Below are 14834 nucleotides of genomic sequence, written 5' to 3' on the forward strand. Positions count from 1 at the left end.
TACAAAAGGCCTTGCAAACGACGTCGACGAACCGCGCCCCCGACTAGTTGCCACCGAGCCGCGTGACCAGCGTCTGCGCGGTCTCGCACTCGGTCTTGAAGCTCGCCGCCTTCGCGCCCTTGCACGCTCGGGCCGTGAAGCCCTTGAGCATCTGGACGGCTTCCTGCGTCCTCGGCGGGCTGAGCTGCGCGTAAGTGCTGCCCAAGCTGAAGAGAATCTGCACCGACTCCGGGCCCTCGTTGCCCGCGACCGCCTTCGCTGCCTCGAGCTCCGTCACCATCTCCGGGAGCGACCCGCGATCCTGGTGAACCTGCGAGAGCAGCACGTGCACGCCGAAGAGGGTCTTGTCGCCGGGCTTCGCGAAGTTCTTCGCTTCCTTGAGCACCTGCTCGGCCTCCTTCGTGTATCCAAGGCGGATGTAGAGATCCGCGAGCGCCGTATAGTAACGGATCTCGGTCGGATTGTGCTCGACCGCCTTGGTGTAGTTCTCGAGCGCCTTCTGCTCGTCGTCGGTCCAGAGAAACACGTTGCCGAGCTGGTGGTAGCAGTCAGCGAAGTTCGGATCGTTCTCGATGCACTTCTGGTAAGGCTCCTTCGCCTCGTCGTACGAGATCGTCTTCTTCTTCGCCTGCATCTCGAGCGCGTACGCGCGCTCGAACCAGTAGTTCGCGAACTTCGGCGCAAGCTGCGTGGCGCGGCTCAAGGTCGAAGCGGTCTTGTCCCACTCCTCCTTCTTTTTGTAGGCCATCGACAGCTTGTAAAAGATCCGATGGTTTGTCGGATCTAGCTTGGTCGCCTGCTCGTACTTCGTGGCAGCGCCTTCCGGGTTCAGCGCAACCTCTTTGTCCGCCTGGTTTGCGAGGATCACGGCTTCCTGCCGGTTCCGGCTGCACCCCAGCCCGAGCATGCTCGAGACCACGAGACAGGACGCCATCACCATTGCGCCAAGCTTCATTGCTTCGCTCACCTTTCTCTCGGAGCGGGCTCCGCCGCTCCTCGCGCCGCCCGTGCGCGGAGGGGCCATGGCGGCCCCACCCGCACCAAGCACGCACATAAGTCCTCGAACTTGCAGCCCAAATTGCCGCCCAGGCACAGGACGAGACGTTCTCTTGCGCGCCGAGAATAGGCGGATGGCGCGCCGAAAGTCCAGTTGGATTGTGCCCATCTCCGAACGCCCCAAGCGTCCGGGCGCACTCGGGAGGCCGAGACGCTCCCCCGCGAGCGTTGATGCTCGTCGACAAAAACACGATGCCCCGCGAGCTCGTGACCCGCGGGGCATCGCCAAAGACTCCGATCGACGTCAGCCGCCGGGGCTGAACATGATCGGGTACACGACCGTCACGATGCCGCCTTCCGGCTGCGGGAAGGACAGACCGTAGAACGCGCGGACCACGCACGACACCACGCCGCCATCCGGCATGTCCGAGCCGCCGTTGCCCACGTTCGACACCGCGCCGTCACGGCCGATGACGAAGCGCACCGCCACGCGGCCCTGGAGGTTCGGGTTGTTCCGCAGGCCGTTCTCGTAGCAGAGGCGGAAGCGACCGAAGTTCTGACGCACGATACGCTGGATGACCTCGGGCGGGAGACGACCGCTCACGCTCGTGGCGCCCATGCGCACCTGCGGCGGCTTCGTCCGGTGCGACCCCGAGAGCCGGCCATGACCGGAGCCGAAGCCCTGGCCCGTGCCGGTGCCCGCGCCGTGACCGATCGTGCCGATCGAACCGAGACCGATACCCTCGCCGCGGCCACCGCCGCCCTCGCCGATACCGGACAAACCGAGGCCGCCCGCGCCGAACGAGTCGCCGATGTTGTCGCCCCACATGTTGCCGCGCGCCGACAGAGCGTCGTTGCCGAGCGAGTCGTCGCGGCCCCAGGGCGCCGTCGGCGCGTTCGGATCACCACCGGCGCCCGCGTTGAGCAGACCGATCATGCCGAACTCCGCCGCGTCACGCAGCGCGGCCTGTCGCGCGATGTGCGGATCGGCGTTGTCTTGCGGACCTTGCACGCCGTACCGGTTGCCCGACGCCTTGGTGTTCGGGTTACCCATGGAACCCTCTTCACCCTTCGCGCGCGTGCCCGTGCCGCCTTCCTTGTTGTCGGCGGCGTTGTCGGCGACCTGCTCGGTCTCCTTCTCCTCCATCTCCTTTTCGGCGGCCGCGTTGAGGAACTGCTGGATCATGAACTTTTGATCGTCCGAGATCCCGTCCTCGTCCGTGGCGCCGAGCGGCGGCATGAAGAACGCCATCGCCGCGAGGAGCCCGAGGTGAACGGCCATCGAGAGGCCGTGGTAGAGATAGTTCTGCGTGTCGAGCTGCACGTGCCCCGCGACCACGCGGCCGGCGTTCACGGTCGACACCTGGAAGATCAGGCCGTCGACGTCGATGCGCGCCTTCGAGCCCGGCGGCAGCGCGATCTGGAACGCGCCCGAGAGCTCCGAGCACGGCTGCGTCTTGCCGCTGTCGATCGCCTGCTGCACCGTCATCTTCGGCTGACCCGCGAGCTCGATCGTGCCCTTCGCGCGGGGCAGGAGCACCACCGAGACCGACCCGCCACGATCCGCGAGCACCACCGGCGCGCGCGTCGTGCCGATCTTCTCTTGGGGCACGAAGTAATCGCACTTGAAGTTCTTGCTCTCCTCCTCGCCCACGTAGAACGAGCGCGGAGGCGTCAGGTGCGAGACGTGCAGGATCATCTGATCCCACATGACCATCACCTCGACGGATGCGGAGGGCGTCTCGACCTCCTCGTTCGGGACGTCCGGGCCGCTCTTGACGAGCTGGTACGTGTACGAGCCCTCGGGCGCGTCGTGCGGCACTTCATCGTGCGAAGGCGGCTTCGGCTGCGCGAAGGGGTTGCTCATGCCGAACGGGTCGCCGCCGCCGAACGGGCTCGCCGCCGCCGCGGGAGCGCCCGCGAACGGGTTGCCGCCGGCCGCCGCGAAGGGATTCGCCGCGGGAGCCGCGCCAAACGGGTTCGCCGCCGGAGCCGCGCCAAACGGGTTGCCGGGCGCCTTCGCCGCGCCGCCCGCGACCGCCACGGGCTCGGCCTGCTCGAGCACGATCTTCGTGCCGCCGATCTGCAGCTGATCGTTCGCCTTGATCTTGACCTTGTTCACCCGGGCGCCGTTCACGAGCGTCCCCGGCTCGTTGCCGAGGTCGATCAGCGTGATGTCCTCGGGCGACGCCACCTCGATGACGGCGTGCATGCGCGAGGCCAGCTCGTCGTCGACGCGCAGATGGCTCTTCGGGTCCTTTCCAACCTTGACGATGTCCTGCGTCACCGTCTCTCGACGCACGAGCGCTTCATTCTGGTAGAGCGCGAACGTGAGCGCGACCTTCTGCTTGCCTTCCATCGTGAGCCAGCCTTCCCTGCCTGTTGCGTCCCGCCGTCGCCCGAGGCGACCTGAAACCCCGGGTTCGGGGCATCGAATATTACTCAGGGGCCCGTGCGCCTTCCCAGAAAGGCGATACAGCCCTTGGATTCATCGCTGCGGCCCTCGCGATCGCGTTCCCCGCGTCCGTTCGAAGCCGCAGCACGAGCCCCCCGCACGAGCCCCCGAGCCTTCTCAGAGATTCTCGACCGACTTCAACATCTCCGGCACGAACGACGTGCGCGGACGGATCAGGGTCGTGCGAACCGGACCAGGACGAACGCGGATCGTCGCGTCGTTCGGCCCGAAGCCACCAGCGTTGAGGGGATCGTCGGTGAACTCGTATCCGTACCCCTCGTCCTTCTTGCCTGCGCCGCCGGCCTTGCCCTGGGCAAACGCGAACGACGTCACGAGAAGAACGCCGACACCAGCGACCAGCGCAGCACCCAAACGCGTTGACCTCTTCATCTTCAAGCCTCCTCGCAAGTCTTCGCCGTATTTTCAGTCACATCGTACCGTCCCCGAAGGGACGTGGTCAACGGGATCCGAGCCAGGTTTCGTTCGAGACTCTCTCGACCTGGCCCAAAAAGACAACCCGAACGACCCAAGGTTCCCGAAGGATCAAAAAAAGGCCCGCGGCGCCATCCTGGGCACCGCGGGCCTCTCCCTCACTGCGGCGCCGGCGCGCCACCCTCGGGCGGCTTCGCCTCGCCGCCCTCCTCGGTGCCCTTGGCCTCCGCTTCGGCGGCGCGGGTCTTCGCCTCCGCCTCGGACGCCTTGCGCTCCGCCTCGGTCTGCTTGTTGAAGTCGATGATCTGCTGGATCTCTTCCATGCGCTCCTTCGAGCGCTTCACCGCATCCGCATACTCGGGCGCGCTCCCAGCCTTGGCGATGAACTCGCCGAAGAGCTGCTTCGCCGCGAGGAGCATCGGCTCGGCGTCCTTGCCGCCCGACTTCGCCTTGTACTCCTGCGTGAGAATCGCGTCGTTGTAGTAGGTCTCTGCACGATCCGGCGAGATCTTCTTCGCCTCCGCCAGCTCGGCGGCGGCCGCTGCGACCATCTTGTCGAAGTTCGTATCGTCGATCTGACCACGAAGCGCGAGCGCGAGCCCGAGGTGCGCGTCGTAATCGTTCGGCCGCATCTTCAGCGCGGCGCGATACGCCTCCTCCGCCTGCGCGAACCCGCGGAAGCTCAGGTTCACGGCGGCGAAGTTCATCTGCGCCTCGTAGAAGGTCGGGTCGAGCTTGCGCGCCGTGTTGAACGCGCTCACCGCGCCGTTCAGGTTGCTGAGCTCGACCTGGATCATGCCGGCCGTGTTGTGGATCGGCGCGTAGTTCGGGTTCTTGCGGATGGCCTGCGAGCAGACCAGAGCCGCGAGATCCAACGCCTGCGTGTCGATCTTCTTCTCCTTGCTGACGTTCGTCGCGACGCCCTTCTTGGAAGAACGACCCGCCTTCTGCTTCGCCGACTCCATGTAGATCAGCGCGAGCAGATTGAACGCCGGCAGATACCCGTCGTCGACGGCCAGCGCGCTCTGCGCGTAGCGCTTCGCGTTCTGCAAGTCCGCACGACCGTCCTTGTCCGCCTGCGGATTGTTGCGCTTCATGTGCAACATGCCGAGCTGGACGAGGCCCTCGACGTTCTGGAACCGCGCATCGACGACCGCCGCCTGATAAAGCTCGTTGATCGTCTGATCGAGAGCCTTCTCCTGCGACTCGGCGAAGGAGTAGATCGCGAGCTGCACCCGCGCGCGGTGGAACTTCGGATCCGCGTCGAGCGCCTTCTTGAAATACTCCTTCGCTTTCCCGTCCTGCTTGCAGCGCTGATACGAGACGCCCGCGTTGTAGATCGCCTCGACCAGCGTCTTGCCGCTCTGCTCGTCGGCGGCGTCGAGGAAGATCGCCGCCGTCTCCTGGCAGCTGGCCTCGGTCCAGTCACGGGCCTTGTCGTGCTTGTTGAAGGCCTCGAGACCGTCCTTGTACTTGTTCGCCGCAGCGACGGAGACCGCGTTGCCCTTGCTGTCGACGATCGCCGCGCCGGTCTTGGGATCCACCGCGGGCTTGCCGCCCGTACCCCCTCCCCCGCCGCCGCAACCAACCGCGGCGGTGAGGGCAGCCGTCGCCACAAGAATCGAAAACCTCTTCATGGCTCGCTCCCTTAGTTCTTCTTGGTGGTGGCGCCCTCGATGGCGGCCTTCTCGGGTGAAGTGCCCGGCTTCGGATCGGCGGGCTTGTCACCCGTCGCCGGCGCCGCGGGCTTGCTCTCGGCTGCAGGCGCATCACTCGCAGGCGCGAACGCCGTTCCGTCGAGGTTCACCGGCTGCGCGCGATCGCTGAGGCCCGAGTTCACCCGCGACGGCGAACCACGGAACTCGTCGATGAGGTGGTACTCGGCGCCGTAGTTCTTCGACAGCCACACCTCGCAGGTACGCGAGTACTCGTCGAAGTACTGATACTTGACCGAGTAATCGAGGCACTTCTTGAACGCAGCCTTCGCCGACTGCTTCTGCGGCTCGCTCGCCTCGTCGAGCTTCGCGTAGTACTCGCCGCGGAGCTCGGCGTAGCTGAGGTCCGTACCCGGGACCATTCCGTTGCCCTTCCACTCCTTCGGGATGGGCGCGGCGCGGAACTCGGCGACGAACTTGCTCCACATGCTACCGACGCGCGAACCGGCGGCGATGACCCAGCGCGGCGGAGGCAGCGGCTCGAGGTTGACGATCTTGACGTACTCGTTCGACGCTTCCTCGATGGCCGGCCGCTTCTTCTTGATCCAGTCCATGACCTTGGTCTGGATGTGCTTCATGACGTCGTCGCGCTGACCAGAGCCCTTGTAGATGGGGAACTGGATCTTATCGACTTCCTTCTTCTTCAGCTCCGCGAAGAAGAAGAGCGCTTCGCCGACGGCCGTCAGCGACTTGCCGAGACGACGGATCTTCTCTTCCTCGCTGCCGCCGATCGAGTCGAGCTTCTTCAGCGCGGCCGCCGGATCCTTCCAGTAACCGCGGACCTTGTTGTACTCGGGCGTCGCGCTCGACGGGTTGTTGATCTTCGTGAAGACCCGCCCGAGCAGCGCGTGCGCCTGGATCTGGACGTCGAACGTCGCATTGCGATCGATCTGGCCCATGGCCGAGCTGAGCCGCCGACGCGCGCCGTCCCAGTCTTCCTTGTCGATGTAGTGCGAGCCGATGGCGAACGCGATCTTCGCGGCCTCGGCCGGCTTCTGCGACCCGTAGTTCTTGTTGAAGAGATCGGCGTCCTTGATCGCCTGATCCTCCTGGCCAAGACCGAGACGGAGCACGACGGCGTCCTGAAGCGCCTCGGCCGCCTTCTCCATCTTCGGGTTCTCGCGCGAGAAACGCTCGTACCAGTTGGCCGCCTCGTCGTAGACCGCGATCGCCTGGTAGTTACCGCCGATCTCGTAGATCGACTTCTTCGCGAGCTCGGTCTTGTCGAGGTTGTACTTCGGGTTCAGCAGGATCTGACGCGCCGTGATCGACTTCGCGATGAGGCGCGCGGCCTGGAACGCGCGGGCCGCGTTGTAGAGGATCTCCTCGCTCTTCTCGCAGGAGGCTTCCTTCTTCTCGCACGCCGACTCGCCGTACTTCTTCCACAGCTCCATGTAGGCCTGGGCGCCGCGCTCGTACATCTTGATCGTGTCGACGCCCTGGCCACCGGCGTCCGCCGACTCGATGAGCTTCTGCGCGCGCAGACGCTCGATGTCGCGCTGGATGCGGGTCAGGATCCCGCACTGCTCGGCGTTCTCCTTCTCCTTGCCGCCCTTGCAGTACAGGTCGAGGAACTTGGGCACGTCCTCCGCCATGTTGTCGTAGCAAGACGGCCGCGCAGGATCGGAGTTCGAGCCGAGGATGTTCAGCGACTCGAGGTAGAGCTGCGTCGCGTAGATGCCCACGTCCTTGTCGGGGTGGTTCACCGCGACGTCGCGGAACGCGTACGCCGCCTCCTCCCAGTGCTGCGCCTCGAAGTACGTGCGGGCGCGCGCGTACTTGACCTCGACGTAGTTCTCCTGGGCTTCCTTGTCGTTCTCCGGCGGCTTGATGTAGCAGATGTACCGGTTGAACGCGGTCAGCATGCCCTTCTGGTTGTCGGTCAGATCCTTCGGGGCCCACTTGGCCTTGTCGGCCTTCTTGTCGCCCTTCTTGCCACCGTCTGCAGCGCTCGGGAGCTGGCCCGTGCCCTTCCTCTCCGAGCCGTCTTTGTGCAGCTCGGTGTAGATGTTCTGGTAGCAGAGCACCGCGGCAAACGCGGCTTCCGGCGCGAGCGGGCCGCTCGGATCCTCCGCGACGACCGAGTCGAAGGCCGGACCGCACTTGGCCCAGTCCTTGTTGAAGTACGCGAGGTCGGCCATCGCGTACTTGATCTTGAAGATGTTCGGCCAGTCTTCCTTGACGATGCGCGGGAACTCGAAGCGCGCGAACTGCTCCTGCTTGAAGTTCTGCACGACGCGCTCGTAGAGCGCCGTCGCGAGCGTCATCGTCTTCTTGTCACCGGTGCCGCGCACGCCGCCCGATCCGACAGCCTCGAGGTGCCACGCCATCGCGGTCTCCGTGAGAAGACCCGCGGTGGAGTTCGAGCACTTGAGCTTCATGTCATCGGGGTGCCCCTCGCTGATGAACTTGTTGTGCACCTCGAGCATCGAGTCGAGCTCGGCCTTGATCGAGTCCTTGTTGCCGGACTTCATGGCGAGCGTCGCCTCGGTGATGTGGCCCTGGTACTTGCAGAACTTCGGGCCACGATCGCGGACCATGAGGTCCTTGTAGAGCTCGATGCCTTCCTTGTAGTGGCCGGTGTCGAGATAGTTCTGGCCGAGGTCGTCGAGCATCTTGAGCGTCTTCTCGTTGTTGACGCCCGTGTCGCCCGAGAGCGGCTTGAAGAAGTCGTGCGCGGCCTTCGGCGCCGCCGCGAGCGCGTACACCGGGATGATGTCGCGCCGCGCAGAGTTCGCGAGCTCCTTCGCGTTCGGCAGCTGCTGGTACTGCATGCCGTACTCGATGGTCTTCTTGAACTCGGAGAGCGCCTTCGGGAACTCGCCCTGGTTCCAGTACACGTAGCCGAGCTTGTAGTGCGCGTAGCCCCAGACCTTGTTGTCCGGCGCCGGGTACTTCGTGACCTCCTGGTACGACTGCTCCGCGAGCTGCCACTTGGAGGGATCACCCTGCGCTTCGTTGAAGAAGAGCTCGCCGAACGCGAGGTACGCGTTCGGGATGAACTTCGACTGCGGCCAGTTCTGGATGAGCTCGAAGTAGACCTTGCGCGCTTGATCGAGCTGGTTGGCCTGCTCGTACTCGTACGCGAGGTAGTAGAGCACCTCGTCCGTGCAGCCCGTGCTCTTCGTCGGATCCTGCGCGTTCGAGCTCTGGCACCACTTCGGGTAGCCGTTCTTCAGCAGCGTGTAGTACTTGATCGCCTGCTGCCGCGCGGCGACGAGGATCTTGTCGGCCTTCGCCGCCTCGTCACGGAACCCCTTCTCCGCCTTGGGGTTCTTACGCTTCGCCTCGTCGGCGTTGATGCTCTGCTCGGTCTTGTCGCGGAACGCGGCCGACTCGAGCTCGACGTACCCCTCGGCCAGGCGCCGCATCAGCTTCGGGCGATCGGGCGCGTTCTTCGGGGTGTTCGAGAAGAGGCTCTCGAGGCCCTGGATCTCGGTGATGAGCAGCTGGCGCGAGCGCGCCGCCAGCCGGTTGCGACGCTCGTCGCGCTGCGCGGCGTTCATCGACGCCGTCGGGTTCGTCGGCTTGAGCTGGTCGTCCCGCTTCTTCAGCTGAACGCCCTGCGGCGCCGACTTGAAGCTCATCGCCGGCTTCTTGCCGGCGCTCTGCTTCAGCGACCCGCCGGGGCACTGCGCCAGCGAGTCCTTGGCTTGTTGCGTGATGCATTCATCGGCGGCCGACGCCGGGCCCGTCGCGACGGCGGCGGTGAAAAGTGCTGCTGCGCCCGTCACGAAACGGAGCCGTCGCAGCGCACTCACGTTGGACTGCTTCATCGTCGTCATCTCCTCAACTGATAACTCGCAACCCGGAGGCGGCTTTGCCGCAATCCCCCCGGGGCGGCGCGATAGGGCGCCGCCCCCTCGGGCCTCCCGCTACTTGCCGCACTTCGACGTGACGACCTGCCGGTAGAACCCGAGCTCGTCACGCCAGTACTCGCCGTTGAACGGCCACAGAACGTGCTCGTCGTCCGGCTTGACGACGCCGAACACGAGCGCTTCTTCCTTCGTGAGCTGGCCGCTCACGACCTCTTGATCGAGCTTGTTTCGCTCGGCAGCCGTGATGTCGATGAGGATCTTCGAGGCGTCGCGGAGGTGCTCGTTGAGCTCGTCGAGGTAACGCTGGTAGCGCTCCCGCGCGAGCGTGCCGGCGTTGCGCACCGCGAGATCACGCGCGAGCGAGAGCGCGTCCGTGACGTCGCCGCCCACGGGCGACGTGCGGAACGCGGCCGGCGCCTTCTTGTAGCGAGCGTCCTCCTCGTCGAGGACGCGCACGTACTCGAGGTTGCGGAGCAGCTGGCGATCCGAGAGCGCGTTCTCGACGATCGGCTTGACCGTCGGCGAGAGCGCCGCCTTGCCCGCGCGAACGTCCTTCAAGAAGTCGAAGAACTTCGTCTCCGCGTCCTCACCCTTGAACCGGTTGAGGATCGCCTCGAGCTCCTTCTTGATCGGCTCGTAGCGCTTCCGCATGCGCGCCACGATCGTCGTCGCATCCTGGTACTGGCAGATCGTGAACGAGATGACTGCCTTCAGGATGTCCGCCTCCGGATAGAAGGCGTTCGGGAAGTACGGCGACTCGATCGTGTGCATGTTGCCGAGCGCGTGCGGGTAATCGCCGGCCATGAAGTACGCCCACGACTGCTCGAAGAGCGCGTCGAGCCAGTACTCGCTGCCGACGTCGACGCGGTTCCAGTACTTGACGGCCGCGCTGAGCTTGTTGCCGTCGATCTTCGGAACGCTGTTGTCGTCGAGGCGGACCGACGCCGAGTAGTACGTGCGGGCCATCGAGAGGAACGCGAGATCGCGCATGCGGCTCTCGTCCTCGACGCCCTCCACGCCCTCGTCGAGCGCGCGCACGATCTGCTGGAACGACTTGACCGCGGGCACCGACTTGCGGAGCTGCACGTTCGAGATGCCCGTGAAGAACTGGGCCTGAACGTAGTACTTGCTCTTCGCGTCGACCTTGCCGAAGAGCTCGATGGCCTCTTCGTAGTTGCGGTTGCGGTACTTGTACCGACCGAGCAGGTAGTTGAGCTGCCAGTAGAGATCGCGCTGCTGCGGGTTGTTGAACCGCGCGACCTGCTCGCTCTTGTACTTACCGACGCGCTCGATGATGTCCGCAGGTTCGGGGAGCTGCGTGGCGAGCTTCGACAGCCAGAGCAGCGTCTCGTTGAACTTGAGGTGGTTCGTCTTGTCCGCGATCTCGGAGAAGATCGCGTAGCTCGCTTGATAGAACTGCAGGCGATAGAGCGCGATCGCGAGGTGGTACTGCGCGATCTGTTTGTTGCCCTCGTCGTCGCCCGTCTCGCCGTCGACGACGCGCTTCAGGAGGAGCGCGGACTCGCTCCATCGCTCCGCGTCGAACAGCCGCTTCGCTTGCGCCGCTTCCTCGGTCATCTGGCCCGCGGTCACGGGCCCGTCGGCCTCGTCCTCGAGCTCGATCTCCTTCGGAGCGGCCTTCTTGTCGTTCTTCTTGGCGTCGCCAGCCTTCGCCGGAGCAGCCGCAGCTTTGCCCTGCTGGGCGAAGGCCGTCGGTGCCACGAGCATGGCCGAAGCAAGAAGACAGAGAGTAGCCAGCCCTTTCCGCATTCGTCGTTCCTCGTCGTTCGGAGGTTGAGGTCGATGAAGGCGACCCGAACCGGCCCAGGTACCGTTCGTCAGCGGCTGGATCCGCAGTGGACGGGGCCCTTCGCAGTCGCAGCTCCCCGCGTTTCGTGACCGGGAGCAATGACCAAAAACTTCAATGAGAATCAGCGGATACTTGCGTCTGGCCGCGGATGGTAAAATTATGACGGTTGGCTTGTCAAGCGGCGGTTTCCGGGCGCAGCGCGGTCTACGTGCCGCTTCCGACACCTCTCCAGGGAGTGCCTTGGGGCGCGCCAAGGACTCGACAGGGTCGCGGGTCGATCACCGTCGCGCCCGGACCGACACCCCCCATGGACGAAATCCGGCGGCAGTCCGTCGAGTTGTGCATCGAGAGGTTGACGGTCCGTCGCCCCTTCGATTAGCGTCCTCGCTGCTGGCGCCGTTCGCTGCGTCCTCGACATGGACTCACGGACGACGCATCGCGCTCGCGCGCCCCACATGAGCAGGGCGCCCCGGCCCAAGGAGCACGATCTGATGACCCGTTCGATCCTGTCCGGCATGCTTGGTCTGATCAGCGTACTCGCCCTGGGCGGCCTCCCGGTCGCCTGTCAAAGCGGCGGCGTCGGGGATCCCTGCACCCCCGAAGACGAGTACAAAACCGACTTCGCCGGCTTCAAAGTGACCGAGGAGAACATCGAGTCGCGCTCCTTCCAGTGCCAGACCCGTATCTGCCTCGTGAACCACTTCCAGGGCCGCGTGAGCTGCCCTTATGGGCAGACGAAGCCCGGAGCCGGCGGCGCCGCCACGAACGGCTGCCAGGACGCCAACTCCCCCGCAGAAGACGCCAACAAGGCCTGCTGCGTCCCCGGCACCGACACGGTGATCGAGGCCGAGGTCTGCGGCCAGTGCGCGGCCGACTCGCAGCGTGACGCGGCGCAAGCCGTGTACTGCTCGTGCCGGTGCGGCGTGGCGGACGGCGAGCCGCCGGATCCGAACTTCAACTTCTGCGAGTGCCCGACCGGCTACTCGTGCGAGCAGATCCGCCCCAACGTGGGCCTCGGCGATCCGCTGCTCACCGGCAAGTACTGCATCAAGCAGGACACGAAGTTCGTCACCGAGGGCGCCTGCGGCACTGTCAAGGGCCACTACAGCTCCCAGTGCAAGGGCGTCGGCGGAGCGAGCGATAGCTGAAACGAGCCGCGACGCGCGCGCCCGTGACGCGTCCTCCTCGTCCCCCGCCCGCCTCTCCTGAAGCATTTTCTTCCCCCGACATTCGAGTCATCCAGCCACGCGACGCGCGTCATCGCGCAGGCGCGCGCGCCGAAGACGCGGCCGCGGATCACTTCGTCCGCATGGGATGCACGATCCTCGGTCGCAACGTGCGCGTGGGGCGTGCCGAGATCGATCTGCTCGTCCGCGACGGTGCCGTGATCGCGGTCGTCGAGGTGCGTACACGCGGTCCACGAAGTTACCAGCGCGCGCTCGACAGCATCGACGCGCGAAAGCGCGCGCGCCTTCGTGCTGCGGGACAAACGCTGTGGACATCGAGGTTTGTCCGCGACGAGAGCATCGAGCGCATGCGCTTCGATGCCGTCGCCGTCGCGTTCACGCCCGACGGCGAGCCGCGCGTCGAGCACATCAAAGCAGCGTTCTGATCGGAGTGTGTGAAGCGCGGCGTCGCGTGATCCAAGACATCACGTCGACGCCGCGAGGGGTGGGACGTCAGCCGTCGATCTGCGCCTGCATCTCGGCGCGCAGCTTCTTCAACATGGCCACGCCGTCGCTCGAGGCGTCCGCCTCCATGCGCGCGATCGCGGCGTCGATCTGCTCGATCTCGCGCGTCTTCTGCGCGCGGAGGTTGCCGAGCATCTGCTCGAACGACTCGAAGAAGTCCTGCATCTCGTCGCCCTTGCGCAGGCGCTCGCGCAGGGCGAGTTGCCCCTCGCCGACGCGGCCAAACATGCGCTTCATCTTGAAGACGGGCCCCGCGACCTTGTGCGTGACGACGATCCCTGCGACCCAGATGCACGCGACGAGGAAGCCGAGCGCGAGCACGAGGCCGAGAATCAAGTTGCGCTGCTGCTCTTCCACCGCGGCGGCCTGGCGCTCGAGCTCCGCGGCTTGCAGCTTCAAGGAGTCCGCGTCCCTCTCGAGGCTCGCTTGCTCGTCCTTGAGCTTCGCGGCGTCGTTCTCCGCGTCCTTGTTGAACTGCTTCGCGAGCTCGGGCGAATCCTCGTACGCCCTCGCGATGTTCATCTTCACGAGCTCGTCGTTCTTCTTCCGCTCGGCGAGCGCGAGCTGACCGCGCTTGACGGTCTCCTGTCCTTGCGTGACGAGCGCTTTCTGCTGCACGACGGCCTGCCGGCTCTGATCGATCAGCTTGTTGCTCGTCCACCAGAGGACCACGCCGAGGAGGAGGGAGACGACGAGCGCGATGGCCGCGAGAAAACCCGCGTATTTGAGCTGAAAGCGCTTGTCGAGGAGGAAGTTGCGGATGCGGCGCTGCTGGCGGCCGCTCGTGGCGGCGGGCGGGGTGACAGAAGCCTCGCTCATCGGGGACCTTGCGCGTCTCTTGCCATGGCGCGTGGTGGTTGCCCAAGTGAGGTCGCGGCGCGCCGGATCCGCTCCCCCGTCGCTGCGATATCACATCGACGCGACGATCTTCGCGAAGCTGTCGATGGCGTTCTCCACGCACATCTTCATGAGCACGTTTTCGCTCTGCACGTCGGTCTTGGGCGTGTCCGATTGCGTGAGCTTCGGCGAGAACTCGCCCTGCAGCGCTTTGCCCGGATACGTCCACATGCTGACGCGCACGATCTGCGTGAGGTTTCCATTCTCGTAGACCGCCGGTTCGACGCTGGCGATGAGATAGAAGCCCTTCAACTTTTTGGAGTTGACGACCTTGCCGCCTTGTGCAGCGGTCTCGCCCTTCGGCGCCACGGCATAACCGGCCTTGCCGAGGAGCTTCGTCTGCATCGCCGCGCGAACGATCGTCTCGACCTCGGCCGCGGGTCGCTTCGTCTTGTTCGAGATCTCGATCGCCACGTAGTACTTCGTGTCGGGGCCGGGCGGCGGAGGCGCGGGAACGCCGCCGCCGCTCTTCAGCGTGTCGATCGATTTCTGCATCTGCGTCTTCGTCGAGGCGCCCTTCTCGTTCTTGATCGCAGCCTGCAGACACGGCAGGCCCGTGGGCTTGCCGAGCTTGCCGAGCGCGGCGGCGGCGGCGACCTTCACCGACTCGTTTCCGTCCGCGAGCGCGTCGCAGAGAGGTTTGACGGCGGCGTCGTCGCCCGACGCGCCGAGCGCGAGCGCTGCCTGCGTTCGCACGCGGAAGTCATCGCTCGTCTTGAGCTGCTGGACGAGATAACCGGTGCGAGGATCCGCTCGCACGACCTCGGGGGTCAGCACGAACAACGAGAGGGCCGCGACGACGGGGACGCTCTTTCGCATTCGAGCTCCGAAGATACACGAGGTCCGCGTGCGAATGGAGCGCGCTTCCGCCGGGTCGGAGGTCGTGGAGTTCTCGAACACGCGATCACCCGTCTTCTTCATCCTGCACCTCACCCGTACCTCGACGCAGAGCGGCACGACTCGCTCTGCTTCGCCCAGTAAGACCCGGTGTAACCTCGGCCCTCCGAGATCCGCCGCCGC

Annotated in this window: 10 protein-coding genes; 2 read left to right on the forward strand and 8 right to left on the reverse strand. The window is 65.4% G+C overall.

Going from position 1 to position 14834, the window contains the following annotated elements:
• Positions 1-43 precede the first annotated feature (43 nt).
• From QHF85_RS36350 to QHF85_RS36375, 6 genes are all read right to left on the reverse strand, one after another.
• Positions 44-955 (reverse strand): tetratricopeptide repeat protein, encoded by a 912-nt coding sequence (locus QHF85_RS36350; protein ID WP_281331998.1) that lies wholly within the window; start codon positions 953-955, stop codon positions 44-46.
• A gap of 345 nt (positions 956-1300) precedes the next feature.
• A complete protein-coding gene (locus QHF85_RS36355) occupies positions 1301-3355 on the reverse strand; it encodes an AgmX/PglI C-terminal domain-containing protein (RefSeq protein WP_281331999.1) in 2055 nt (684 codons plus the stop codon).
• 213 nt (positions 3356-3568) lie between these two features.
• Positions 3569-3841: a hypothetical protein gene (locus tag QHF85_RS36360; protein ID WP_272425043.1), complete on the reverse strand. Its 273-nt coding sequence runs from the start codon at positions 3839-3841 to the stop codon at positions 3569-3571.
• A 200-nt stretch (positions 3842-4041) separates the two neighbouring features.
• Positions 4042-5520, reverse strand: a complete 1479-nt coding sequence (locus QHF85_RS36365) for a hypothetical protein (protein ID WP_281332000.1) — start codon at positions 5518-5520, stop codon at positions 4042-4044.
• Positions 5521-5531: 11 nt separating this feature from the next.
• The gene (locus tag QHF85_RS36370) at positions 5532-9374 is read right to left on the reverse strand and encodes a tetratricopeptide repeat protein (RefSeq protein WP_281332001.1); all 3843 of its coding nucleotides are present in this window, start codon (positions 9372-9374) and stop codon (positions 5532-5534) included.
• Between the two features lie 99 nt (positions 9375-9473).
• On the reverse strand, positions 9474-11144 hold the full coding sequence (locus QHF85_RS36375) for a hypothetical protein (RefSeq protein ID WP_281332002.1): 1671 nt from the start codon (positions 11142-11144) through the stop codon (positions 9474-9476).
• A gap of 573 nt (positions 11145-11717) precedes the next feature.
• Here QHF85_RS36375 and QHF85_RS36380 point away from each other — a divergent pair.
• Together QHF85_RS36380 and QHF85_RS36385 are read left to right on the forward strand one after the other, a co-directional pair.
• The gene (locus QHF85_RS36380; RefSeq protein WP_281332003.1) at positions 11718-12374 is read left to right on the forward strand and encodes a hypothetical protein; all 657 of its coding nucleotides are present in this window, start codon (positions 11718-11720) and stop codon (positions 12372-12374) included.
• A gap of 23 nt (positions 12375-12397) precedes the next feature.
• Positions 12398-12838, forward strand: a complete 441-nt coding sequence (locus QHF85_RS36385) for a YraN family protein (protein ID WP_281332004.1) — start codon at positions 12398-12400, stop codon at positions 12836-12838.
• A gap of 67 nt (positions 12839-12905) precedes the next feature.
• On the opposite strand, the gene QHF85_RS36390 is transcribed toward QHF85_RS36385, so the two are convergent.
• On the reverse strand, positions 12906-13736 hold the full coding sequence (locus QHF85_RS36390) for a HAMP domain-containing protein (RefSeq protein ID WP_281332005.1): 831 nt from the start codon (positions 13734-13736) through the stop codon (positions 12906-12908).
• 90 nt (positions 13737-13826) lie between these two features.
• Positions 13827-14735, reverse strand: a complete 909-nt coding sequence (locus QHF85_RS36395) for a HEAT repeat domain-containing protein (protein ID WP_281332006.1) — start codon at positions 14733-14735, stop codon at positions 13827-13829.
• Positions 14736-14834: the final 99 nt, after the last annotated feature.

It is taken from the genome of Polyangium sp. 6x1 (assembly GCF_029946515.1).
GTDB lineage: Bacteria > Myxococcota_A > Polyangia > Polyangiales > Polyangiaceae > Polyangium.